The sequence below is a fragment of the Mucilaginibacter terrigena genome, assembly GCF_004168255.1.
GTDB lineage: Bacteria > Bacteroidota > Bacteroidia > Sphingobacteriales > Sphingobacteriaceae > Mucilaginibacter > Mucilaginibacter terrigena.
Window position 1 is genome coordinate 53,436 of record NZ_SEWG01000010.1, and the last position, 25,407, is coordinate 78,842.

The 25,407-nt window shown below is 43.4% G+C and carries 25 protein-coding genes; 14 read left to right on the forward strand and 11 right to left on the reverse strand.

Going from position 1 to position 25,407, the window contains the following annotated elements; genetic code table 11:
- Positions 1-49: 49 nt before the first annotated feature.
- Together EWM62_RS18440 and EWM62_RS18445 are read right to left on the reverse strand one after the other, a co-directional pair.
- Positions 50-1,627 carry a Na+/H+ antiporter gene (locus EWM62_RS18440; RefSeq protein WP_129878153.1) on the reverse strand — a complete coding sequence of 526 codons (1,578 nt, stop codon included), beginning with the start codon at positions 1,625-1,627 and terminating at the stop codon, positions 50-52.
- A gap of 139 nt (positions 1,628-1,766) precedes the next feature.
- The gene (locus EWM62_RS18445) at positions 1,767-3,335 is read right to left on the reverse strand and encodes a M28 family metallopeptidase (protein ID WP_129878154.1); all 1,569 of its coding nucleotides are present in this window, start codon (positions 3,333-3,335) and stop codon (positions 1,767-1,769) included.
- 119 nt (positions 3,336-3,454) lie between these two features.
- On the opposite strand from EWM62_RS18445, the gene EWM62_RS18450 reads away from it, so the two are divergent.
- The gene (locus EWM62_RS18450) at positions 3,455-3,817 is read left to right on the forward strand and encodes a bleomycin resistance protein (protein WP_129878155.1); all 363 of its coding nucleotides are present in this window, start codon (positions 3,455-3,457) and stop codon (positions 3,815-3,817) included.
- Here EWM62_RS18450 and EWM62_RS18455 read toward each other — a convergent pair.
- Positions 3,814-4,506, reverse strand: a complete 693-nt coding sequence (locus EWM62_RS18455; protein ID WP_129878156.1) for a response regulator transcription factor — start codon at positions 4,504-4,506, stop codon at positions 3,814-3,816. The genes EWM62_RS18450 and EWM62_RS18455 overlap by 4 nt on opposite strands.
- Before the next feature lie 98 nt (positions 4,507-4,604).
- Positions 4,605-6,431 (reverse strand): sensor histidine kinase, encoded by a 1,827-nt coding sequence (locus EWM62_RS18460; RefSeq protein ID WP_129878157.1) that lies wholly within the window; start codon positions 6,429-6,431, stop codon positions 4,605-4,607.
- A 135-nt stretch (positions 6,432-6,566) separates the two neighbouring features.
- Here EWM62_RS18460 and EWM62_RS18465 point away from each other — a divergent pair, with 135 nt between their 5' ends.
- The gene (locus EWM62_RS18465) at positions 6,567-7,457 is read left to right on the forward strand and encodes a T9SS type A sorting domain-containing protein (RefSeq protein WP_129878158.1); all 891 of its coding nucleotides are present in this window, start codon (positions 6,567-6,569) and stop codon (positions 7,455-7,457) included.
- Between the two features lie 128 nt (positions 7,458-7,585).
- On the opposite strand, the gene EWM62_RS18470 is transcribed toward EWM62_RS18465, so the two are convergent.
- Positions 7,586-7,948, reverse strand: coding sequence for a DUF3127 domain-containing protein (locus tag EWM62_RS18470; RefSeq protein WP_129878159.1), 363 nt, complete (start codon positions 7,946-7,948; stop codon positions 7,586-7,588).
- An 84-nt stretch (positions 7,949-8,032) separates the two neighbouring features.
- Here EWM62_RS18470 and EWM62_RS18475 point away from each other — a divergent pair, with 84 nt between their 5' ends.
- The 9 genes from EWM62_RS18475 (at position 8,033) to EWM62_RS18515 (ending at position 15,051) form a co-directional block, all read left to right on the forward strand.
- The gene (locus tag EWM62_RS18475) at positions 8,033-9,208 is read left to right on the forward strand and encodes a THUMP domain-containing class I SAM-dependent RNA methyltransferase (protein WP_129878160.1); all 1,176 of its coding nucleotides are present in this window, start codon (positions 8,033-8,035) and stop codon (positions 9,206-9,208) included.
- Positions 9,205-9,696 (forward strand): hypothetical protein, encoded by a 492-nt coding sequence (locus EWM62_RS18480; RefSeq protein ID WP_129878161.1) that lies wholly within the window; start codon positions 9,205-9,207, stop codon positions 9,694-9,696. The genes EWM62_RS18475 and EWM62_RS18480 overlap by 4 nt, the downstream gene beginning before the upstream one ends.
- Positions 9,697-9,843: 147 nt before the next feature.
- The gene (locus EWM62_RS18485) at positions 9,844-10,074 is read left to right on the forward strand and encodes a helix-turn-helix domain-containing protein (RefSeq protein ID WP_238989391.1); all 231 of its coding nucleotides are present in this window, start codon (positions 9,844-9,846) and stop codon (positions 10,072-10,074) included.
- 61 nt (positions 10,075-10,135) lie between these two features.
- Entirely contained in the window at positions 10,136-10,786 is a 651-nt protein-coding gene (locus EWM62_RS18490; protein ID WP_129878163.1) for an HD domain-containing protein, read from the forward strand.
- A gap of 81 nt (positions 10,787-10,867) precedes the next feature.
- Positions 10,868-11,401 (forward strand): YceI family protein, encoded by a 534-nt coding sequence (locus EWM62_RS18495; protein WP_129878164.1) that lies wholly within the window; start codon positions 10,868-10,870, stop codon positions 11,399-11,401.
- A gap of 96 nt (positions 11,402-11,497) precedes the next feature.
- Positions 11,498-12,562: a sensor histidine kinase gene (locus tag EWM62_RS18500; protein ID WP_129878165.1), complete on the forward strand. Its 1,065-nt coding sequence runs from the start codon at positions 11,498-11,500 to the stop codon at positions 12,560-12,562.
- A gap of 48 nt (positions 12,563-12,610) precedes the next feature.
- Entirely contained in the window at positions 12,611-13,261 is a 651-nt protein-coding gene (locus tag EWM62_RS18505; protein ID WP_129878166.1) for a DUF47 domain-containing protein, read from the forward strand.
- 21 nt (positions 13,262-13,282) lie between these two features.
- Positions 13,283-14,290, forward strand: a complete 1,008-nt coding sequence (locus EWM62_RS18510; RefSeq protein WP_129878167.1) for an inorganic phosphate transporter — start codon at positions 13,283-13,285, stop codon at positions 14,288-14,290.
- A 38-nt stretch (positions 14,291-14,328) separates the two neighbouring features.
- Positions 14,329-15,051 carry a DUF4197 domain-containing protein gene (locus EWM62_RS18515; protein WP_129878168.1) on the forward strand — a complete coding sequence of 241 codons (723 nt, stop codon included), beginning with the start codon at positions 14,329-14,331 and terminating at the stop codon, positions 15,049-15,051.
- 53 nt (positions 15,052-15,104) lie between these two features.
- Here EWM62_RS18515 and EWM62_RS18520 read toward each other — a convergent pair whose 3' ends face one another.
- Complete coding sequence (locus EWM62_RS18520; RefSeq protein WP_129878169.1) at positions 15,105-16,427, reverse strand: energy transducer TonB family protein; 1,323 nt, start codon at positions 16,425-16,427, stop codon at positions 15,105-15,107.
- The gene (locus EWM62_RS18525) at positions 16,405-16,977 is read right to left on the reverse strand and encodes an RNA polymerase sigma factor (protein ID WP_129878208.1); all 573 of its coding nucleotides are present in this window, start codon (positions 16,975-16,977) and stop codon (positions 16,405-16,407) included. Before EWM62_RS18525 ends, EWM62_RS18520 begins: the two co-directional genes overlap by 23 nt.
- Before the next feature lie 83 nt (positions 16,978-17,060).
- On the opposite strand from EWM62_RS18525, the gene EWM62_RS18530 reads away from it, so the two are divergent.
- Positions 17,061-19,025, forward strand: a complete 1,965-nt coding sequence (locus tag EWM62_RS18530) for a vWA domain-containing protein (RefSeq protein ID WP_129878170.1) — start codon at positions 17,061-17,063, stop codon at positions 19,023-19,025.
- Between the two features lie 135 nt (positions 19,026-19,160).
- Here EWM62_RS18530 and EWM62_RS18535 read toward each other — a convergent pair whose 3' ends face one another.
- Both EWM62_RS18535 and EWM62_RS18540 read right to left on the reverse strand, forming a co-directional pair.
- Entirely contained in the window at positions 19,161-19,853 is a 693-nt protein-coding gene (locus EWM62_RS18535) for a uracil-DNA glycosylase family protein (RefSeq protein WP_129878171.1), read from the reverse strand.
- Positions 19,854-19,858: 5 nt separating this feature from the next.
- Positions 19,859-20,644 (reverse strand): M90 family metallopeptidase, encoded by a 786-nt coding sequence (locus tag EWM62_RS18540; protein WP_129878172.1) that lies wholly within the window; start codon positions 20,642-20,644, stop codon positions 19,859-19,861.
- A gap of 30 nt (positions 20,645-20,674) precedes the next feature.
- On the opposite strand from EWM62_RS18540, the gene EWM62_RS18545 reads away from it, so the two are divergent.
- Entirely contained in the window at positions 20,675-21,316 is a 642-nt protein-coding gene (locus tag EWM62_RS18545; protein WP_129878173.1) for a hypothetical protein, read from the forward strand.
- Positions 21,317-21,465: 149 nt separating this feature from the next.
- Here EWM62_RS18545 and EWM62_RS18550 read toward each other — a convergent pair whose 3' ends face one another.
- Positions 21,466-23,193, reverse strand: coding sequence for a pyruvate dehydrogenase complex dihydrolipoamide acetyltransferase (locus tag EWM62_RS18550; RefSeq protein WP_129878174.1), 1,728 nt, complete (start codon positions 23,191-23,193; stop codon positions 21,466-21,468).
- A gap of 41 nt (positions 23,194-23,234) precedes the next feature.
- Positions 23,235-24,230, reverse strand: coding sequence for a pyruvate dehydrogenase (acetyl-transferring) E1 component subunit alpha (gene pdhA, locus EWM62_RS18555; RefSeq protein ID WP_129878175.1), 996 nt, complete (start codon positions 24,228-24,230; stop codon positions 23,235-23,237).
- A gap of 581 nt (positions 24,231-24,811) precedes the next feature.
- Between pdhA and EWM62_RS18560 the strand changes: the two genes are divergently transcribed.
- Positions 24,812-25,387, forward strand: a complete 576-nt coding sequence (locus EWM62_RS18560) for a C40 family peptidase (RefSeq protein WP_129878176.1) — start codon at positions 24,812-24,814, stop codon at positions 25,385-25,387.
- Positions 25,388-25,407 lie beyond the last annotated feature (20 nt).

Consider the following 25,407-nt stretch of genomic DNA (forward strand, 5'->3'; position numbering starts at 1 on the left):
AACGCGATTATTTAAACGGCAAGGGTAAACGTGCAATGTTGGATAGTTATTAAAATAATTTGATACGTTCTTCTTCCAAATCGATCTGATAGATCTGCAAGCGAACGATATCTTCATCCAACTCGGGATTTTTATTTAATTCGCCTAAAAAAATTCTTTGCTGCTCCAACAGTTCCAGGTAGTTTCGTTTCGATTCATCGCTTAGCCGCTGTCTTTCCGGCTGGTCTAATTTGCGCTCCCACTGTTCAATCATATATAGTAAGTGCAAATCGCCGCACAAACCTTTTTTGTGCAGGTCCTTTAACAGCCTGACTGTTTCTATCACCAGCTTATTTCTTACCTCCAATTTAGCTTCTTCCTCCGGGATATCATTTGTATAACCTGCAAAATCAAATCGTTTTATAATGTACGGAAGTGTTAGCCCCTGTATCAGCAATGTGAGTAATATAACTACAAAAGTGATAAAAAGAATAAGGCTGCGATGAGGGAACGGCTCCCCATGCAGCGTAATAGGAATTGCCAAAGCTGCTGCCAGGGATACCACCCCGCGCATACCTGTCCAACCTAACAAAAGCGGTATGCGAAACATCCTGCGCCGGTTTCCCCGGTGAGGGGCCACGCCCGGCCTAAATAAAAGGGTAGCAAGCAACGCGGCGTACGAGCTGATGGTTCTGGCAGCAATTAAAATTAACGTTACTAAGGCACCGTAAATAATAGCTGTATGTAAAGCAACGCCGTCTGCACGAAGCCCGTCCACAATCTCGGGCAGCTCCAGGCCTATGATCATAAAAACAATTCCGTTAAGCACAAAAATAAACGACTCCCAAACGCTATAACCTTTTATACGGCTGGCACTGTTTAAAAAGAAAAGCCTGCGCGTAGACAAAAACAGGCCGCCCGACACTACAGCCAACACACCCGAGCTGTGAGTTTGCTCGGCAACCCAATAAAGGAAATAAGGTTCGATAAGTGTTAGCACGATGTCAGAAGAGGCATCAGTAGGCAAGCGCTTATGTGCTTGCAAAAATAGCCACCCAAACAGCAGCCCGATACCAATACCACCAATTATCATCCACGAAAAATCAAGCAGCGCTTCATGAAAAATAAACTGCCCTGTGCCTATGGCTATTAAAGCAAACTTGAAAATAATAAGCGACGAAGCATCATTCAGTAAACTTTCGCCCTCCAGGATAGCAACCGTTGACTTTGGCATTTTTACAAATTTCATAATAGCCCCGGTACTTACCGCATCCGGAGGGGATACGATCCCTCCCAGTAAAAACCCTAATACTATTGTAAAACCCGGTATAAAATAATTAGTGAGTATAGCAACGGCAAATGCCGAAAACAACACTACTAAAAAAGCAAAGCTCCCGATAATGCGCCACCATTTTTTCATCTCTTTAAAAGAAATGCTCCATGATGCGTCAAATAATAAAGGTGGTAAAAATATAAAGAAGATCATATTCGGGTCGATCTTCACCACCGGCAGCCCGGGTATAAAACTAATCAGTAACCCTGCTACCACTAACAATACTGGATAGGCAATGCGTAGCCTGGAAGCCAGCATTTCTATCAGCACGATCGCCGCTATAAGCGCAAGTATAAAAGGTAATTGTTGATGCATTTATCAATACAATATTAGATGTTAAATAAATGAATGTTTTTTTACCTCCAATCTACATATAAACATCGGCCATAAGCAAATTGTATAATAAAAAAGCCTGTTGAATATTCAACAGGCTTTACTTTTGGAGTTTGTGTTATTACTTGCCCGGCGCAGGTGGCGGGGTTGGCAACGCTTTACGCGGTATCATTTCTGCACGTTCTGATGTATTGTAAACAAACGATGCTACAATGGTAGCGGCTTGCTTCAGGTCATCTTCGCTAAGCCTGTCGTAAGTATCCTGGTTGCTGTGATGGGTACGTGTACCATAATCCATTGCATCCTGTATAAACTGGAAGCCCGGCAGGCCAACCGCATCAAACGCAAGGTGATCGGTACCGCCTGTGTTACCTATGGTAACAGTTGTAGCGCCCAGGTCTTTAAATGGTGCCAGCCATGCATTAAATATTGGCCCTGCCGCGCTATCGCCCTGCAAATAAATACCACGAATTTTACCGGTACCGTTATCAAGGTTATAGTAAGCATCTAATGTTTTTTGCTCGGGTTTTAGCACCATAGTTTTAGGATCGCCAAAGTGATTAAGGACATAATTGCGCGACCCGAACAAGCCCTGCTCTTCGCTGCTCCATAATGCAATACGGATAGTACGCTTTGGTTTAAAGCCTATGGTTTTTAATATACGCATAGCTTCCATCATTACCGCGCTGCCTGCGGCATTATCGGTTGCGCCGGTTGCACCATGCCATGAGTCGAGGTGACCGCCGATCATCACAACCTGCTCTTTTAACTTTTTATCGGTGCCGGGTATTTCGGCAACCACGTTGTACCCCTGCAAATCGTCGGTTACAAACTGGGTTTTAACGTCTGCTTCCATTTCAACTTTTTGTCCCGATTTTACAAGGCGCAAAATGCGCAGGTAATCTTCGCCGCTTGTTTCCAGCTCTGGCGCAACGGCTTTGGCTGTATCGGCATACGATGCGCCATTGGTTGTAAAGGTTGTGCCATCTGTACCACGGCCCTGGCTAAGTATCAGGCCAACCTTTTCGTCAACCAAAAACTGGCTCATGGCAGCACGCATTGCCCTGGCTTTACGCATGGCGGCAAACTGCGGCGAATTTGGGTCGAAGGCCCTGCGCTGGCCGGCCGGCTGTGGTTTAGCAGCAGCCATCTCAGCCAATTGTTCGTCGGTGTAACGCTCCAGATCGGGCTTGGCAGAACGTTTTAAGGTGTTTTGAGTATCAAATATTACAATTTTGCCAGCCAGCTTGCCTTTATACTTGTCCAACTCGGCAAGGCTATCGGCCTTTACCAAAATAACATCGCTTTTTATAGCGCCGTTGGTGCCGGGTGTCCAGGCTTTAGGTATAGCTATAATGGCGTGGTAGTAAGGCACGGTTATAGCCGCGTAATTCTTTTGAACTTCCCAGCCTTTACCAAATTTACCCCAGGGCTCTAATTTGGAGTTTGACAGTCCCCAGCTTTTTAGCTGGTTAACAGCCCAGGCTTGCGCGCGTTTTAAACCCGGCGAGTTAGCCAAACGCGGGCCCGATACATCGGTTAAATAAAAGGCGGTTTCCATTACCTTGGAGTGGTTCATGCCTTCCTCGCGTATTTTTTGCGTGGCGGCCTGGTCTACAGTTTCCTGCGCAAGGGCGGTTGCTGCAAAACCTGTAATGGCCATACAGGTGTAAAGTAGTTTTAATTTCATAATGAGTCAGTTAGTTTAAGCAAACTTATCTATTTGCCCCGTTATTTTTGCAGTGCAGATTTAACAAAGTTGTTACAAGCAATAATTAGTTTTAAATTGTGCTTAATAAAAATGCTACCATGTTCCAATCAGCCACCCCCATTTTAGCCTCGTTAAACGAGGAAGCAAGCGTGAAATTTTATACCGAAAAGCTGGGTTTTACATTTCATAATAGTTGGGATGGCTACCTTATTTTCAGTCGCGATGGGGTAAATATACACATGTGGCCCTGTAAAGATCCTGAGATACCCAAAGCTACAGGTTGTTATGTAAATGTAACCGGGGTTGATAAATTATTTGCCGAGTATAGGGCACAGGGCGTTATTCATCCCAACGGCGAATTGCAGGATATGCCCTGGGAAATGCGACAATTCAGCATATTGGATAATGATGGCAACATCATCCATTTTGGCGAAGATATATCCGCCGGTGATGAGGGTTAATTGATCAGCAGTTTATACCCCCTGCCGTGCACGTTAATGATCTCTACCGATGGGTCGTCCTTCAAATACTTGCGGATCTTACTTAAAAACACATCCATACTACGGCCGTTAAAATAATTATCATCGTGCCATATATTCAGCAGGGCTTCTTCGCGGGTAAGCACCTCGTTTTTTTTGATGCAAAGCAGGCGCAGCAGTTCGGCCTCTTTGGTAGATAGCTTTTGCAGCGCGGCACCCCGGGTTATCAGCTGCGATGTGTAATCAAAATCATAACTGCCAAGTTTAAACTGTGATGGGTTATCGTCGCCTTTCTTCTCGCTGATGTCCGACCGTTTCAACAACGCGTTTATCCGCAGCAACAGCTCTTCTATCCTAAATGGCTTGGTTATGTAGTCGTCGCCGCCAAGGTTAAAAGCCTGTGTTTTATCCTCTATCATGGCCTTTGCAGTGGCAAATATAATTGGCACATGAGCGTTAATTTTCCGGATTTCTTTCCCTAAGGTAAAGCCATCCTTTTTGGGCATCATTACATCCAGTATCAGCAGGTCGAACTGTTGTTTGGTAAAGGCACGCAGCCCTTCATCACCATCTTTACATAATACTACATCAAACTTCCCTTTCAACTGCAGGTAATCCTGCAACAGCAAGCCAAGGTTCGGATCATCTTCAACGAGTAATATTTTTTTCATGCTATTTTGTAAGGATGCCGGCAAAACCGAAAGCCTGCGAGATACTGTAAATTTTATTTTTCGTTCCTACCTATCCGACTACCGGACCTTCGGACTTGTTACGCAACAGGGAACTTTAATTCAAACTCCGACCCTTTTTCTTTTTCCGACTTAACGCTTATAACGCCATCCAACCGCTTAACAATGGTATTTACATAACTAAGCCCCAGCCCAAAGCCCTTAACATCGTGCAGGTTGCCGGTAGGTATGCGGTAAAACTGTTCAAATATTTTAGCTTGCTGGTCGCGGTTCATGCCTATACCTTTATCAGCAACCCGTATTATCACATGCCCGTTCCTGTTTAACGTACTAATAGTAATTTCGGGTGCAGCCGTACTGTATTTTATGGCGTTATCTATCAGGTTGAACATTATGTTGCTAAAATGCAGTTCGTCGGCAATAATAACGGGGCGCTCCGCATCCAAATTAAGGGTGGTAACGGCATTGCACTTTTGCATCTTAAGCGCCATACTATCCAGCACAATGGTTATCATCTCGTTTACATCAAGCGGCTTTTTATCAAGCTTAAAATCATTGCGCTCAATACGGGCAATGTTCAATACTCTTTCTATGTGGCTGCCCAACCGAACGTTCTCTTCATAAATAACATTTGCAAGGCGGGCAACACGGGTTTTATCCTGCGATATCTCGTCGTCCTTTAATGCCTCGCTGGCTATCATAATGGTTGATACCGGCGTTTTAAACTCGTGGGTCATGTTGTTGATGAAATCGATCTTCATTTCCGAGATCTTCTTTTGCCTAAGGATAGAAAAGATGGTGTAACCAAAGCAAAATATCAATACAAAAAGCAAACCTCCTGTGGTACCTATGGTCGCGGTCATGTTACCTAATATGAAGGAGTTTTTTTGAGGGAACGAGATCTTGATCTTACCCGGGTCGTTGATCAGTTCGTTACTAAATATGGCCTTTTGATAGGTGTAGGCAGGGATAAATTCGGGCTTTGCGCCTTTGGTATCCATAGCGCTGGCAAAAATAAGCGAATCGCTGTTGGCGGTGCTTACCTCGTAGCTAAACGGCAGGAATATACCGCGGTTATGCAGCTCGAACCTAAGCAGCGAATCTATCCAGAAACTATTTAAGCGCTTATCAAGCGGCTCGTTTGATTTTCGGTACTCCTCGGCAAGGTTTTCAATTACGTTAGGTTGTTTTGTATTATGCGGGGCGTTCTCCAAGGAGTCGGTTTCCAGCATTTTTTTCACCTGCTGAAACTGCCTTTCCTTTTGAATACGCTCCTGCTGCCTTATCCAATCGGGGTTAAGCTTTGGAACAGATATTACCTGCGGGCCAAATTGCGGGTCGATGTAGGTGTACCTTAGCGTATCGTACTTGTGCGGCTTTTGCCTTGGCGGCCTCGGTGCCGATTTTACGATCTCGGGTACAAACCTAAAGTGTACTTCGCCAAACTCATCTGTATACTGCCCAATGCGGATGCGCAGGTTTACCAGGTCCTGCTGCATTAGCCCGGTAAGGTCATCATCCATTTTTTTATGCAATATCATTCGTTTCAGGCTATCGCGCAGCATGGCCAGCTTGCGTTCGCGCTTGGTTTGCTTTTTCTTAAGCACAAGCGAATCGCCTATGATACTTTTGCTGCCGTTGATGCTTATTTCGCTTGTTTTATCAAGGGTTTCGGTACGCCTGAAAGTGTACTTATGCGTTTGCTGTGTTTTGGTGTTCAGAAAATTAAGTGCATCCTGCTTGGTAACTTTGGCTACTACATTGCTTAATGCCTCGTTAACCGAGCGGTTAAAAAGCTCGGACTGCATCTGGTACGATTGCCGCAAAAAATACAATTGCATAACAATCACCCCTAAAAGTGCAAACCCCATTAAACCAATGATAAGCCCTATGCTTCTTCTTTTCATGCCAACAACAAAAATATTTTAAATAACCACAACAAAATCGCTTTTAACAATTTTTAACAATTTACCTTTAGCCTTTTAACATATTGATTAATAAGAGTTTTTAATTTTGTTAACCAAACTTAAATCCATACAAAAATGAAGAAGTTTATAAAACCAAATTTTGAGTTTATATTCTCGGTTGCTTTGATAGCTATACTTGGCCTGCCGCCCCTGGTACTGGCGCAAACTCAAAAAAGCATCGAGATACAAATAGTTAACGGCGATACCACCATTAATGGTAAGAATATTAAAAAGCTATCGGCCCAGGAGCGTAAGGATGCCCTTGCCGAAATGGCTAACCTGCCCCAAACCCCCATGCTTAACAATGATGGCAGCAAAGGGAATAACAGGATATTTATTAAAAGAAAAAGCATAGGCGATGGTAAACAGGATATTGTTATTGAAAGAAGCACCGACAGTGACGGCCCCATAATAGCCGATTTTGATGGTACAGACAGCGCCCGTAAAGATGTAAGGGTACGTTTAAAAAAGTTAAAGGGTACCGATAGCGTACAGGCCTTTACCTACCGTTTTGATAACGAGTTGCCTGCAATGGATATGAAAACCTTTAGTTTTAATATGCCAAGGCTTAAACAGGGCTTTGAATTTAACAGCCGCAATACCCAAACTTTTACTTATTCAAATACCGATAACGATGGCATCAATACCCATATCAGCTTCCGCGTATCCGATCCATCGAAGGAAAAAATAAAACGGGTTGCCGGCACCGATAAGGCTGCATTAATGTTAGATGATATTAACCTTACCCCCGAGTTTTCGACCGGCAAAACTACATTATCATTTAACCTGCCGGCTAAAATTGCTGCCGATGTAAAATTTACCGACACCGAAGGCCGGGTTTTATGGACAGACAAGGCCGCATCAGGCACTTTCAGCAAAAAAATAAGCTTGCCATTAAATGGTGTTTACTACCTGCAGGTTAAACAAGGTGCTAATGTTGCAGTGAAGAAGATAGTTAAGGAGTAAGTTTGCAGTTGATAGTTTGCGGTTTGTACACTTCATAAAAAATTGATTTCCATAAAAAACGCCCTTCTAAAAATTAGAAGGGCGTTTTTTATTTATGTGCAAACTGCCCACTGACAACTGCAAACCGATTAAAACGGCAGATCGTCGTCATCAGGGGCCGAGCTGATATCAGCAGGGGCTGCGTATTCAGCGGCCGAAGCTGCGCCGGCATTACCCAATTGGTTTATTTTCCACAATTGCAGGGTGTTAAAATAAACTACCTTACCTGTTTTGTCGGTCCATTTACGGCCTTTCAAATTAAAAAACACCTCTACATCATCACCAACCTTAACATTATCCATCAGGTTGGTTCTATCTTGTATAGCTTCAAACTTTAAATACTCGGGATATTGTGGGTTCTCGATGTATTCAAGTATCAGTTCTCTCTTCTTTAACGACTCGGTAACCTGTTGGGTTGCCGATACTTCATATACTTTACCTTTAACTTCCATAATTGCAGAAAATGTTTAAAATGTAAAGTTAATAGTATGAAATTAAATAGCGGCGTATTTAATTCATAAATTCGCAAAATAATTATGCAAGTTTTCCACACCGAGAGTAAGATCATTATCACCTGCAACAAAAGGCTGTCGCCATATTTGCAGCAAGAGGTTGAAGCATTAGGCTTTAAACCCACACGCGTTTGGCAAACCGGCGTAGAGCTGGTTGGCAACGTTACCGATACCATAGCGCTAAACCTTAACCTGCGCTGTGCAAGCCAGGTTTTATACCTGCTAAAAAGCTTTACAGCTGCCGACCCAAAAGAATTGTACGACGAACTGGTACAGATAGAATGGGAAGAACTGATCGATTTTTCGGGATACTTCTCGGTAACCTCAAACGTTAATAACGAGCACATACTTACCCCGCTGTTTGCCAACGTTAAAGTAAAAGACGCCATTGTAGACAGGATAAAAGATAAAAAAGGCATCCGCCCAAACTCGGGCGCCGATGCTAACAAAACCGTTGTAAGCCTTTACTGGCAGGATGATAAGGCTGATATCTATCTGGATACATCGGGCGAAACCCTGGCCAAACACAGCTACCGTAAAATACCGGGCAAGGCCCCAATGCTTGAGGCTTTGGCCACATCAACCATTATGGCTACCAATTGGGACAGGAACAGCACGTTCATTAACCCCATGTGCGGTTCGGGTACGCTGGCTATTGAGGCAGCGCTGCTGGCTACCGATAAACATCCTGGCCTTTTCCGTATGAACTATGGCTTTATGCATATTATGGGGTACGACGAGCAGGAGTTTTTTGTTGAGCGCCGTAAACTAAAGGATAAAGCCAAAAAGGCGGTCGACTTTAAGATCATAGCTACGGATATATCTGAAGATGCCGTAGATATTGCCCGCAAAAACGCAAATACCGCAGGTGTAGAACATTTAATAGAATTTTACGTTTGTGATTTTGAAGGTACCGAAGTTCCTGCAGATGCGGGTATTGTAATGTTTAACCCCGAGTATGGCGAACGTTTAGGCGTACACACCAAACTGGAGATAACCTACAAACGCATTGGCGATTATTTGAAAAAGAAATGCCTTGGCTACCGCGGGTACGTTTTTACCGGCAATCCCGACCTGGCCAAAAAAATAGGTTTAAAGGCGGCCCGCCGTATCGAGTTTTATAATGGCAAGCTGGACTGCCGCTTGTTTGAGTATGAATTGTATGAAGGCAGCAAACGCCAACTAAAAGAAGAAGAATGAAAAAACTGATCATATTTGCACTATTATTAACATCGTTTTGCGCACAGGCACAGGAGGAACTGGCGTTCCCGTTTCAGGGCGGAGCGCCAATTATGGATAGATTTTTTAAGGATAGCTTGGTTGTTAGCCCCGATATTATTAATAAAAAGGCTGCCGGCGTGGCTGTAATAAAATTCACAGCCGATATAAATGGCAATATATCAAAGCTGGTTATTTACTACGCCGACGATTACGTGTTAACTATTCCGGCTATTGAAGCGTTGAAAAAATCAACCAAAAAATGGATAATACCCAACAAGGAAAAATTCCACGATTTTATTATCCCTTTCTCTATCAATTTTAATAACCCGGCATCCGGTACTACCGATATGCAAAAAACCGCTTACGAATTTTATAAAAGCCGCCGCCCAATTGTAGCCCGCGACCAAATACCACTAAACGCGGCTACTTTGCTGCCAACAGTGGTGGTAAAATATGATATACAATAAGAGATAGTATAAACTATAAACAAAGAAAGCGGCCTAAGCCGCTTTCTTTGTTTATAGTCAACATTATTTAAAATTTTTTTTAAAATCCGCGTGGCGAGCAATCTCGTTTATATGTTATTACCAATGCACGAATAAAGAATGAGTAATATGTTGAACTACAAGGTAAAAGCAGTTGCGACTAACATACGCAGCAAACGCGAACAATTAAATTACACGCAGGAATATCTTGCCGCTAAGCTTAATATATCTCAAAATGCCTACAGTAAAATAGAGTTGGGTTACACCAAAATAACCGTTGAACGCCTTTTTCAGATAGCTGATGTTTTAGAGACCAACCTGACTGAGCTGATAAACAGCGAAAAGGCCGAAGCCGCCTGACTGGCAAAAAAGCCTGCGCGTTAAAAACAGCAACTGTTATATTTGCATACAAACTGCAAATATGAACAACGCCGATACAATAAGTAAAACCGTAGATTTTGTACAGGAAACTTTAAAGGGCGCCGAAGGCGGGCACGATTGGTGGCATATACACCGTGTTTGGACAAACGCCAAACACATCGCAAAAACCGAGAAGTGCGATTTGCTTACGGTAGAACTTGCCGCATTACTACACGATATTGCTGATAGTAAATTTCATAATGGCGATGAAGAAATAGGCCCTGCTACGGCCGGTAACTTCCTTGCAAGTATTGCTACCCCTGCAGATGTAATACTTCATGTGCAACAGATCATCAGGCACATGTCTTTTAAAGCCAGCTTTGATAAGGCCGGCTTTCATTCGAACGAATTAGCTGTTGTACAGGATGCCGACAGGCTGGATGCCATTGGCGCCATTGGTATTGCCCGTGCTTTTAATTATGGCGGCTTTAAAGCCAGGGAGATCTATAACCCCCACATTCAGCCAAACATTAATATGAGCAAGGAGGAATACAAAAACTCAACTGCCCCTACCATCAACCATTTTTACGAAAAGCTGCTGTTACTTAAAGATAAAATGAACACCGCAACAGGCAGGCAGCTCGCCATGCAGCGGCACACCTTTATGCAAACCTACCTGCAACAATTTTATTCAGAGGTTACGCCACAATAAGTGTAACATAAATCAAGTTCAGTTATCACATACATTAAAAACCAATTAAACCCGGCGCAGTAAAAAACGTCATAATTAAATATGAAGAATATTTTCGCAGCAATAACCTTTTTGATCATAAGCACCGGTTTGTCGGCCCAAACCAAAAACAATATCTCAAACGCTAAAATAGCTTTCGAGTTAAAAAACCTGGGTATTAAAACAGGAGGCACCATTGGTGGCGTACAAGGCAACATTGCATTTGACCCGGCCAACCTGGCGGCCAGTAAAATAGAAGCTACTGCCGATGCCAATACAATAAACACAGATAACAGCATGCGCGATGATCACCTGAAAAAGGAGGATTATTTTCATGTGGATGCGTATCCAAAATTAAGCCTGTCGTCGGTATCATTCAAAAAAAAGAATGCTGGTAATTATATAGGGCAGTTTAACCTTACCATAAAAGGCAAAACCAAAGTTGTAGATGTACCCTTTACCTACACTGAACAGGGTAATGCGGGGGTTTTTAAAGGCGACTTTAAAATTAACCGTAAAGATTTTGGCGTGGGCGGCAACAGCATGACCATGAGCGACGAGGTTACTATATCGATAGAGGCGCAGGCTGCAAAATAAATACCCGCCCGTTGCGCGCCAAATGATAATAATTAATTAACATAAAAGCCTGCCATCTTGTTAATTATAACCATTTACAAATAGTAACTTTATACTATGAAATTGCGCGTATTGATCCTGATAAACGCTGCCGCGGTTGCCATAACGCTATCGGCAGTAAACTACTATTTTCAGCATAAGTGGTACGATATGATGATAACCTTTCTGGTTACTTTCATCACCAGCTACCTTGTTTTTTACTACCTGATCGAAAAATACGTCTACTCAAAAATAAAGCTCATTTATAAGCTTATACATAATCTTAAACTTGGCCGCGACCTTAGGGATGCGCTTGGCGAACACGTAAGCGCCGACCCTATCAATGATGTGGAACAGGAGGTGCAGGAATGGGCACGACAAAAAAAAAGCGAGATAGACGAACTGAAAAAACAGGAAAGGTTTCGCAGGGATTTTTTATCAAATATATCGCACGAGTTTAAAACGCCACTATTTGCCATACAAGGCTACATTGAAGCTTTGCAGGATGATGGACTGGAAGACCGGGAACTGGCCGTGCAATTTCTTGAAAAAGCATCAAAAAACGTAGACAGGCTGAGCTACCTGATCAATGACCTGGACGAGATCTCGAAACTGGAATCGGGCGAGATGCCTATTAACTATACCAAATTCAAAATAAATGACCTGATAAGGGAAGTTTTTGAATCGCTTGAGCTGAAAAGCAAGCAGCACAATATTAAGTTAATGTTTAAGCAAAAATACGACGATGGAATTTTTGTGAACGCCGATCGCGAAAAGATACGCCAGGTGCTGGTAAACCTGATAGACAATTCTTTTAAATATGGTAAAGAAGAGGGTACAACATCGGTAAGTACCTTTACCCTGCACGAACAGGTGCTTATTGAAGTTACAGATGATGGCATTGGGATCGAAGAAAAATTTCTTCCAAGGTTATTTGAGCGCTTTTTCCGCACCGATACCAGCCGTTCAAGGCAAATCGGCGGCTCGGGGCTTGGGCTGGCCATTGTTAAGCATATTATAGAAGCACATCAGCAAACTATTAATGTGCGCAGCACCGAAAGTATGGGCTCAACATTTGGCTTTACGCTGCAAATAGCCCGTCAATCGCTTCCATTCCCCAATATCCCTGTATTAAAAAGTTAACATTAACTTAACATTGCAACCTTACCTTTACGGAAATTTAAATGCAAAATGTCACTTAACAGTATATTCCAGTATTTTGTTCCGAAAGATAAGAAGACCTTTTTCCCATTGTTTGAGCAAGCTGCAAGCAATGTTGTAAGTATGTCTACAATTTTGGTTGAGGCCGTTAACTCTGTTAACCCCGCTACCCGCGAAGAACTATTCAGGCAGATTGACAAGCTTGAAAACAAAGGCGACGAACTTACCCACCAGATTTACCTGGAACTGGGCAAAAATTTCATAACCCCATTTGATCGTGAAGATATCCACGCCTTAGCTACCGCTATTGATGATATTGCCGATTATATACATGGCGCTGCAAACCGCATGCTGCTATACAAAATAGATGACTTTAACGAGCACATCCGCAAATTGGCCGAACTAATACTACAGGCCGGTACCGATCTTGAAAAAGCTGTACGCGAGTTGAAAGACCTGCGCAACGTACGTGCCATTGCCGACTCTTGTATCCGCATTAACAGCGTAGAAAACCAGGCCGATTATGTTTTTGACCGTGCCGTTGCCGATCTGTTCCTTTACGAAACAGACGCCATACGCCTGATAAAATATAAAGAGATATTGGCTGCACTTGAAACCGCTACAGATATGTGCGAAGATGCTGCCAACGTAATGGAGTCGATTCTAATTAAAAACGCCTAAGCATAATTTTATATTATTTAAATGGTTACCACCCTACTTGTTGCTGTAGTTGCCCTGGCGCTCATATTTGATTATACCAACGGCTTTCATGATGCGGCCAACTCTATAGCTACCATAGTTTCAACCAAAGTACTTACGCCTTTTCAGGCGGTATTGCTGGCTGCTGTATTTAATTTTGCCGCTTACTTTTTTATTAAGGACCATAAAGTAGCCAACACCGTTGCCAAAACGGTCCACGAAGAATTTATTACCCTGCACGTAGTACTGGCAGGCCTTATTGCTGCTATTACCTGGAACTTAACCACCTGGTGGTTTGGTATCCCTTCCAGCTCGTCGCATACGCTTATCGGCGGCTTTGCTGGCGCAGGTATTACCAATGCTTTATCTATGGGTAACCATGCTATGGCAGCCATTAACTCGGCATACATTTTTAAGATCATTGCTTATATTGTTTTGGCCCCGTTCATAGGCTTATTTATCGCCTATTTTATAACCATCCTCATTTTGCATATTTGTAAGCGGGCCAAACCCGCGGTTGCCGAACGTTGGTTTAAAAGGCTGCAACTGGTATCGGCTGCTGCGTTAAGCTTTGCACACGGCACCAACGATGCGCAAAAGGTAATGGGTATTTTATACGTTAGTTTGGTAGCCGCCAAGGTGGTTACCAGCGGCGCGCCAATGCCCGAGTGGATCCCGCTGGCGTGTTACAGCGCAATAGCATTGGGTACCATGTCTGGCGGATGGAAGATCGTAAAAACCATGGGTTCAAAAATAACAAAGATCACCCCGCTGGAAGGTGTTGCCGCCGAAACCGCAGGTGCTGTAACTTTGTTTATTACCGAGCACTTTGCTATCCCGGTTTCAACAACGCACACCATCACCGGTTCTATCATAGGGGTTGGTTTAACAAAACGTGTATCAGCCGTACGCTGGGGGGTTACTATAAACCTGGTTTGGGCATGGATAATTACCATACCTATTTCGGCTATTATTGCAGGGTTGGTGTTTATGCTGGTAAGGCACTGGTAATTACGCATTACTGGCAGTAAATTTGCTTACCTTATTGCATGAAAAAAACCCTTTTACTTTTCCCGTTCCTTTTTGTTTTATTATCCAGCTGCGATACCCTTAACCAGGTAGCGCAAACCACTATACAACAGTATGGCAACCCAACCACACTCGAAATAAACAACGGCCTTAAACAGGCGCTTGAAATTGGCACCGGCAAAAGCTCCGACCAGCTATCGGCGCTTAACGGCTTTTTCGGCAATGCCGCTATTAAAATATTATTCCCGCCCGAAGCACAAAAGGCTGAGAAAGCCTTACGCAGCATAGGCCTGGGCAAATTAGCCGACGATGTGATACTCTCGCTTAACCGCGCTGCCGAAGATGCCGCAGTACAGGCAAAACCTATTTTTGTTAACGCCATTAAACAAATGACCTTAACAGACGTGACCAATATTTTATTGGGCAAGCAGGATGCTGCTACACAATATTTTAAACGGACCACCACATTGCAGTTGTCATCAAAATTTAAGCCTGTGATACAAACCAGCTTAAATAAGGTAGGCGCCACAAAATATTATACCGATGCCGCAAACGCTTATAATAAAGTGCCATTTGCAAGCAAAATAAACCCCGATATCAGCGATTACGTTACCCAGAAAGCAATTGACGGTTTGTTTGTACAGATAGCTAAAGAAGAGCTTAACATTCGCCAAAACCTGGGCGCGCGTACAACGCCATTACTACAAAAAGTATTTGGTTACTACGATAAGAATAAGAAGTAATATTATAGAAAGTTATTTAAAAGCGACAGATTTTCATCTGCCGCTTTTTTTCGCTATTTACCAAACTCCACCATAACCTTCACTTCTTCCGCTTTGCCATTTATATTGCCACTCCAAGCCGGGCCATCTTTGATCAGGCTGATGGCTTTATTGTCGGCGGCTATACTTAAGCTTTTGACTATTTTAATATTCGCTATGCTGCCATTAGCATTAACTGTAAAGGTTAGCCCAACCGTGCCCTCTTTACCATCAGGAGTGTTAGCATTATCTTTTAAGTATTTGTTGAAAACATCCCAGCCTGTATATGGGCGGGCCTTAGCTGCTTTAACTTTTTGGGATGCCCTGGCTACAACCACCTCGCTTAACGAATTAGAGTTTTCGTCCAGCTCGACCTTTAGGCTATCCTTGCCTTTAACATCCAAAGTTTTGCTGTTATAGCCAACAGAGCCAAACGCCAGGGTTTCGTCTTTTTTAACATTGGGTAAGGTAAATTTAACGTTAGCATCTGTTTGCGTAGCCGTAGTTTTGCCCACAACCTTTACCGATACCCCAGCTAATGGCGAGCCATTATTACGGTTCAATACCACTCCTGATACCAGGTTTGACGGTAAACCCGCGGCCATCAAAACAGATGGGTTATTATCGTTCTGCTTGCCCGGCCTAACCGTCATATCGGCACCGTCGGCTTTGCTTTTCAATACGGTTAATTCCGATGGTTTTTTGGTTATGGCTACGCGTTCGCCGCCTAAGACAGTGTCCAGCTTTTTACTTGCCATGTAATCCGTAGCTACCATATCTTCTAAAGGGGTAACTTCGGGCACGCTTTTTAAAACATCATCCTGTTTTGGACTAATTTCGCGCATCATCGCGATAGTATTATCCGCGCTTTTATCAGTAACGATATCTGCTTTTGCTTTAGCTGTGGGCTTTTTGTTATACGCAAATGCTTTTTTTTGGGGCCCGGCAATAAGGGCATCACCTTCTTTATCTACCACAACCGGCGTAGTATCTGCGGGCTGCAATTTTTTTGGCGCTGTAGTAGTGGCAACTTTTTGTAATGAGCCCGTCTCACCCCCTTTATACAGCACTCCCACAACTATGGCAAAGCCTATAACGCTGGCCGCAATGGATATTACCGTCCACGGTATTATTCTGCGCGTTTTGGCGGTTGTTCGGGCCTGCAGGCGCTCCTGAAGCGATGCCAGGTTATCCTGTTGGTTACCTGCCCGGCCATACCCCTCCAGCGCGTCCATCAAAAACGGATCGCCCTGTGCCTCGCGTTCCAGTTTATGCATGGCGCGGGCATTAAGCTCCCCGTTAAGGTACTTCTGTATTTGCTGTATATCGGCCCGTTTATCTTTCACTGTTCTTTTCAAGGCAAATTTTAAGGTTGCGCTTTCCGTTTTGTATATGGCTTTTCACCTCGTTCATGGTAAAGCCTGTTGCGTCGGCTACTTCTTTATAGCACTTCTCATCAAGGTAAAATAATTTCACGCTTTGTTTTTGTGCCGGTGTTAATTTATCCAAACAACGTTCCAAAGCCTGCATGGCCTCTTCGCGGTCGTTAGTATCAGGATGCAAAACCGGGCTAAATTCCACAAACTCATCTAAAGTTACGGTTTCTAATTTTTTACCGGTGCGTAATTGCATCAGGCAATGGTTACGGCTCAGCACATATAACCATGGCCTGAACTGTTTTATCTCGTGCTGATGAACCTTTTGTGTCAGTTCTTCAAATATGGTCATTACGGCATCCTGCGCCAGTTCTTCGTCCTTTAAATATTTTAAGCCTACCCCATAAACCAACGGCATATACCTTTCATAAAGCTTGCCCAAAACTTTCAGGTCGCGGGTTGCCCGGTAGCTGTTTAATAGCTGCTCGTCTGCGTTATCTTCCGGTTTAACTGGTTTGGTAAAAAACTTCATCAAGAGGGTTGCAAAATAATTTTTTTAAACCGCTTATGGAAATCTTATCTGCGCTGCATCCTGTAATAAAAACCAAACGGATTATGAAAAAGCTATTATTACTTATGATGCTGCTTGCCGCCTTTACCGGGTTTAAAGGCGACGCGGCCAACCGAATCATCACCGGAACAGTTACCTCAGCAGATGATAAACTTCCTCTACCGGGAGTAAGTATAACGGTAAAAGGCACAAATATCGGCACGCAAACCAACGCCGCGGGCAAATATTCGTTAAATGTCCCAGATGGTACAACAACATTGATATTCACTTTTATAGGTTATCAGCATGTTGAGATCAACATTGGCGGGAAAAATGAAATAAACGTAGCATTAAAAGGTTCGAAAGCTCAATTGAGCGAGGTTGTTGTAACCGCGTCCTGGCTTCATGTTAAGCAATCAAGTCAAGGTTATAAAACTACGCGGTACAAAAGCCAGCCCATTGTATACGGCCGTACAAATAATGTTGCAAAGGCTTTGAAAGGTAAAGTTCTTGGCTTACAAGTAACCACAGCGAATAAAGGTTACTTCGATTACAGCGCCCCTGCCCCGATCGAAAACGACGAAAGCTACAAGGGCATTACCGAAAACGCTTTTACCAGCGCGGCATCTGCACCGCTTTCCACTTTTTCTGTTGATGTGGATGCAGCGTCATACAGTAATGTAAGGCGTTTCATTAACAATGGCCAGCTACCCCCGGCAGATGCGGTGCGTGTAGAGGAAATGATCAACTACTTTAACTACAACCTTGCCGGCCCTGCAGATGGCGGCCCGGTTGCTATACACACCGAACTCTCATCGGCCCCGTGGAACACCAAACACCGCCTGCTGCGGATAGGGCTTAAGGCAAAAACCATCCCTACACAAAATTTGCCCGCTTCGAATTTAGTTTTCCTGATAGATGTATCGGGATCGATGGATGCGTCCAATAAATTGCCGCTTGTGCAATCGTCCCTTAAAATGCTGGTAGACCAACTGCGCCCGCAGGATAAAGTTGCCCTGGTGGTTTACGCAGGCGCTGCAGGGGTAGTGCTGCCATCAACCACCGGCGACAAGAAAGAGACCATTAAAAACGCTATTGATAACCTAAGCGCAGGTGGGTCGACCGCCGGCGGCGAAGGTATAAAGCTGGCCTATAAAATTGCTACCGAAAACCTGATGCCTAAAGGCAATAACCGCATTATTTTGGCTACCGATGGCGATTTTAACGTAGGCGCATCCAGCGACGATGATATGGAAAAGCTGATTGAAAAGAAACGCGAGAGCGGCATCTTCCTTTCGGTTTTAGGTTATGGCATGGGTAATTACAAGGACAGCAAAATGGAAACCCTTGCCGATAAGGGCAACGGGAACTATGCCTACATTGATAATATTACCGAAGCCCGCAAAACACTGGTGAGCGAATTTGGCGGCACCCTGTTTACTGTTGCAAAAGACGTAAAACTGCAGATAGAATTTAACCCGGCCAAAGTACAAGCCTACCGCCTGCTGGGTTACGAAAACCGGATTTTGAACAAGGAAGATTTTAACGACGATAAAAAGGATGCCGGCGATATGGGCAGCGGCCATACCGTTACCGCTTTTTACGAGATAGTACCTGCCGGTATAAAAGATGATTATTCGGTAAGCGTTGATCCGCTGAAATATCAAAAGAATGAAAGTAAGCCGGTAGCTACCTCCGGTTCCTCTGAAATTATGACCATTAAGTTCCGTTATAAAGAGCCGGTATCGTCGGTAAGCAAAATGAGCCAGGCCGTTGTTTACGATAAACCGGTTGAGTTTAATGCTACCAGTACCGATTTTAAATTTGCATCCGCCGTGGCCGAAGTTGGTATGTTGCTGCGCGATTCTAAATTCAAACAAAAGGCCAGCTTTACGCATGCCATTGCCACCGCCCGAGCGGGTAAAGGGGACGACAGTGAAGGCTACCGCTCAGAATTTATCCGCCTGGCCGAAAGTGCTAAGTTATTAACCAGATCTACAGAACTGGCAAAGGTTGATGATGAGGAGTAGATAGTAAAACGATATGTCAATTGCGAGCGTTAGCGGCAATCTCGTAGTATGATAAGCAATCATGCATTAGCTACGAGATTGCCGCGTCGCTATCGCTCCTCGCAATGACATATTTCTTAAACGACCAAATTCGGTTTAAATCTCACTAAACGCTTCCAAATATTTATCGATATAAGCCTGCTTGCTTTTGCTCTTGTATTGCATAATAAACCTGGGGTGTTCCAACGCAACTATCTTATTAAAAAACCCATGTTCGTCGTTTAACTTCCGGATGAATTTTTCGTTTTGGCCGGTACCGAAGCAAAAACACACATCGGTAGCAACCCCCAGGCCTATCTGGGTTTTAATGTTATCTGTGATGAAGGGTGTTACCGTACTGCAAAGTTCCTTGCTATCGTAATAATTATAATTTTTTTCTTTCCCCTTATTATCCATGGTTGTAAACCCCAACGGGCAAAGCGAATTGATGTAAAGCTTGCTGTAAAACGCCTCTACTCCTCCATAGGCGTTTATCATTTCGTAAACATAAACCGATGATGGCTCGTGTAATAGTTTACCATCGTATGCAATGCCGCATTCTGTTATTAAGCGTTTAGGGTCGGTAAAGGGGATTCCCGTTACACCGCCGCCAAACCTGCCGGGATTGATCCCTAATATGATGTAGCGTTGGTTATTATCGTTGTAGTATTTGCGGTAAAACTGCGATGAGATGATCATAGCGTCCTCTTCCTCGCGGTACGGGTTCATAATACGGATACCATTTGGCAAGGGCGGGCCTGTATATTCCAGTTGCTGGTTAAACGCAATAACTTTATCGGCGAAGGTCATATATGTTATTCTTTTGCAGGGTTTTGTCCAAAAGTTTTACTTAATATATCATAAAGTTGGGAATGCCTGGCCTGGAACTGCTCGGGTTTCTCAAAGAAATATTCAGATACCACCGCGAAAAATTCGGCTTCGTTAGTGGTGGCATACATATCGATGTCCGACCTCCCGGTTTCTATTTTGTTGATCTCCTGGTGCATCATCCGTACCCAGGGCTCTACATATTCATGCGGTAAAAAACCTTCGGGGATGCCATCTGTAGCGCCATCGGCTTTATCCAGCAGGTGAACAAACTCGTGGATGCCGGTATTTTCTCTTCCGTTGTTTTTTGAGAAACCCTTTATCAGCGCGTTGCGCGATAATATCATTTGCCCGTTCATGTAACCGCTGCCCACCATACCCATAATGTTACGTCCTTCGCCCTCGTTCCCCTCAAACTGAAATTCCTTATCAAAGGTATCCGGATATAAAAGCACGTTGGTAACGTTGCGATAGGTCCAGTCCTTAAAGCCAAAGATGGGTATCACCGCACTGGATGCCACCATCATGCGGTCGGTATCGGTAAGTTCAAGGCCAACTCCCTCTATATTTACAGCATCTAAAAATTGCTCTATCCTGTCCTCGAAGTAAAGTTTATCGGTGTCGGAGAGTTTATTGTAATATTCGATATGCTGGCTAAGCAGTTGCTTTTGGGCATCGGTCAGAATGTTTTGGGTAAGGGAAAGGTTCTTCTTTCTTCTTTGAAACAGTGTGAAAGAAATAACGATGACGATAATGATGGCGAAGTATATCATGGTGGTTTAATAACTATATTGCAAGTACAAATGAAAGATTACACATACAACAATAAGGAAATAGATTTAATAAAGCACATTGTTAAGAACCCGCCGTTACGAGTTTGGAACGATTTTGTATCGTATATATTTGAATATAATGCTAACTATATAGGCATCTATTGCGAATCGCGAGAAGCAGCAAGCCAAAATAAATTTGATGAGGCCATTATTGCAACAATTGTACTAACAGAAGGCCAATTTGAGCCCTCTGAGTATATGGATTTGGTTTGTGAAAATCCAAAGATAACGGAAGCTTACATAGTACGGTCATTCCTTTATTTTACAACTCACGTAAAGTACACCACCGCTAAACGCACTTTAAGCCGATTGCTTTATTTCATTCAAAGGATGTTCTTTTTTAAACAAGACCCGCTTAAAAAGATACTTTCGAGAACTACTGGCGGGCATGAAGAAATATGTTGCAGCCCCGATTCACTCGAAACAAACTCGGTTGACAGCCAATACGGTAATTTAATAGATAAAGGGTTGCTTTTAAAAATCAACGATACTTATTTGCCTGCTTATATTATTATGAATTGCTATGGCTTTCATATTGCAGATAAAAAGTTCTTTTATAACAGGGATGAATTAAAGGACGATTTTGAGCTGCTTAAACTTATTAAGGTCTAACACAGCTTGCGTCAGCCGAAACTGATTTGTTTTGGGCACAAGCTGAAAACCCGCCGCAGCATATAAACAAAAAAGCGATGAGTAAACCCATCGCTTTTCAAATCCGAAATCGAAAATCGTATCCCGATAACTATCGGGATCGAAATCGATTATATCATCATCCTTACCGGTTCTTCCAGTAGTGATTTTAGTGTTTGCAGGAATGCTGAGGCTGTTGCACCATCCACCACGCGGTGATCTGAGCTTAGCGTAACCTTCATTACATTGCCGGGTACTACCGCGCCATTTTTAACAACCGGGATCTGCTGGATACCGCTAACGGCAAGGATACAGGCATTTGGCGTATTAATGATAGCGGTAAACTCGTCTACACCAAACATACCCAGGTTTGATATGGTAAAAGTTGAGCCTTCCATTTCGGCAGGTTGTAATTTTTTTGATTTGGCTTTACCGGCAAACTCTTTTACCTCCTGCGAGATATGGCTTAACGATTTACCGTCGGCAAATTTAATAACCGGTACCAGTAAACCTTCGTCAACCGCTACGGCTACGCCAATGTGCACATGTTCATTAGTACGGATGGTATCGCCCAGGAATGATGAGTTAATGGCCGGATGTTGTTTCAACGAAACAGCAACAGCTTTAACTACAAAATCGTTAAACGAGATCTTAACCGGCGCAACCTCGTTCATTTTGTTACGGGCAGCAATAGCCTGGTCCATATCTATCGACATGGTAACATAGAAGTGCGGCGCAGTAAACAAGCTTTCAGACAACCTGCGGCTAATGGCTTTACGCATTTGCGTAACGTTTCTTTCGCTGAATTTCTCTTCGCCTGTATAAGTTGGCAATACAACCGGTGCTTTTGCAGCAGGGGCGCCGGCGGCCGGTGCAGCGGCTTCCTGTGGTTTGGCGGTTTCTGCAGGTTTTGCAGCAGGTGTAAAGCTTTCTATATCCTTTTTGATGATACGGCCGCCATCGGCGCTGCCTTTTACATCATTAAGGTTAATACCTTTATCTTTTGCTATCTTACGTGCTAACGGCGATGCCTTAACGCGGCTGTCGTCCTCGGTAGAACCTGTTGATTCCTGAGTTGCAGGAGCCGTTGCAGTTGCAGTCTCTTCTTTAGCATCACTGCTACCGCCACTCTCTGCTGCTACTTCTTCCCCACCACCATTGTCAGCATCTAATAAAGGTTGGATATCTGTACCTTCTTTACCAACAATAGCTATAATGCCGTTAACTTGTGCTGCTTCGCCTTCTTTAACGCCAATATACAATAGCGTTCCTTCTTCGTAACCCACAACTTCCATGGGTGCCTTATCGGTAGCCACATCAGCAAGCGAATCATCTGCTTTCACTTTATCGCCAACCTTAAAGTACCATTTTTCGATGGTACCCTCGGTCATGGTATCGCTAAGCAACGGCATACGGATAACCGCGGCCGGTATGCTTGACAGGTCAGCCTTTGGTTTTGCAGCTGCGGCAGGCTTCTCAGCAGTTGCAGCAGCGGGTTTTTTATCTTCGGTTACCGCCGGTTTTTCTTCGGCAGCAGGTTTGTCTTCTTTTTTCTCTTCTATTTTTGCAGGAGCGGCTTCGGCACTGCCGGCACCATCTAAAAGCGCTTTGTAATCTTCGCCCTCTTTGCCCAAAACGGCAATAACCGCATCAACCGGAACCGCGCTGCCCTCTTCAACACCTATATAAAGCAAGGTGCCGTCCTGGTACGATTCAAAATCCATGGTGGCTTTATCGGTTTCTATCTCGGCCAATACATCGCCCGATTTTACCTTGTCGCCAACTTTCTTATGCCATTTAGCCAATACCCCTTCGGTCATGGTATCGCTCATTTTAGGCATTTTAACTACTTCAGCCATATATAAATGTGATGAATATTGTTAATGTTAAATATATAGTATTAGTCGCGTATGTAAGGATAGTCCTGCTGAACATATACATCAGTGTAAAGTTCTGATGCTTCCGGCCACGGCGACTCTTCAGCAAATTTAACTGCTTCTTCTACCTGTGCCTTAATTTTCGCGTCTATTTCTTCAAACCATTTATCATCAGCATAACCTTCTTTTTGGATAGCAAGTTTTACTGTTTCAATTGGGTCTTTTGATTTGTAGCTTTCCAATTCTTTCTTGGTGCGGTACTTCTGCGGGTCGCTCATGGAGTGGCCTTTGTAGCGATAGGTACGCATTTCTAAGAAAGTTGGGCCTTCGCCGCGGCGCGCGCGTTGTACAGCCTCGTCCATTGCATTATGTACTGCAACCGGGTCCATACCATCAACAGGTGAGGATGGTATACCGTATGGCAAGCCTAATTTGTAAATATCTGTTTGTATGGTGGTACGCTCTACAGATGTACCCATGGCGTAACCATTGTTTTCGCAAACAAAAATTACAGGCAGTTTCCATAACGCGGCCATGTTAAAGGTTTCGGTTAAAGCACCCTGGCGCACGGCGCCATCGCCCATGTAGGCAATGTTTACGTTATCGGTACCTTTATACTGTTCTGCAAATGCTATACCTGCACCCATCGGGATCTGACCGCCTACAATACCATGCCCGCCATAAAAATGGTTTTCTTTATCGAACATGTGCATCGATCCGCCTTTACCTTTTGAACAGCCGGTTGCTTTACCGTACATTTCGGCCATAATAGCATTTGGGTGGGTACCTTTTGCCAAAGCATGCGCGTGGTCGCGGTAAGCGGTTATCAAACTGTCCTCGTGGCGGATAACAGACATGGCGCCTGCTAAAACAGCTTCCTGCCCAATGTACAGGTGACAAAATCCGCGTATTTTTTGCTGACCGTATAACTGACCGGTCTTTTCTTCAAACTTACGCATCAGGAGCATAGACTCGTACCACATCAGGTAGGTGTCTTTAGTTATTTCGATTGAACTCATTTATTAAATAAAGTTTCTTTGAGAAGTGCAAATCTAATTATATCCTGCAAATAACCGAAACTGCAATCAATTTGTTAGCATCAATCGGTTAAATTTTTGTGGTACCTTTATAATGCACGCATAGTATTTTTTAAATATGCAAAATAACATTTGGATATGGTGTAAAAAGTACGCTTTATAAAGCGGCAAATTGCCGCTTTACCGTAATATTCTTTTCGCAAAAATTCTTTTACAAGCCCGGTAGCTCAGCGCTTTTTTTGCCCTAATTTGTGTATAGCCCTCGCGCTTAACCGCCAAACTAATTTAATTACCTAAGGCTCAAATTTTATGAGCCGGGCCACACTCATTTGCAACATAATTCTGAAATATAATTTCACCCACAGAAATTTTTACTATCCGTTTTTATTTTAGCGATACAATTATTAACAATGGTTAAAAAAATTGCTTAAATTTTTATGAAAAAATTTATCGCTTTTAATTTGGTAATTTAAAATTATTGGATAGTTTTGTACTCACTCAATAGAAATACGTCCAGTTTAATATACGTTTGTTGTCCTAATTGCAACAATTAAAGAGATTAAATGAAGAAAATTACAATTGCTATTGCATTATTCCTGAGCGTTTTAGCTGCACAAGCCCAAACAAAAACTGTTCCAAGTCAGGCTGCAGAATCTGCAGAACAAGAAAGCTTAGCAAAAGATTATCTGTCACAAATAATGGGTGTTGCGGTATCGGCAACCTCAAACATGAAACTTTTTCATTTTGTATACGACTGGATAGGCACCCCTTACCGTTTTGGCGGTAGCTCAAGAAAAGGGATCGACTGCTCTGCATTCACCAAGCAATTATACAGTGATGTATTTAACTTAACTATCCGCCGCAGCTCGCGCGATATTTTCAGCATGGTAAACCCTGTTGGTAAAGACGACCTGAAGGAAGGCGACCTGGTTTTCTTTAAAATTCACAGCCGAAGCATATCACACGTTGGCATTTACCTGGGTAATAACAGGTTTGCGCACGCATCATCAAAAGGTGTTGCCATAAGCAGTTTAGACGATGCTTACTACAGCCGTTATTTTTACAAAGGCGGCCGTTTATTAGAATCATTTAAAAACGAACTATCATCGGCACAGGCTGACGATGAACCCGCTAACTAAATAAACCTAAATTAATATCC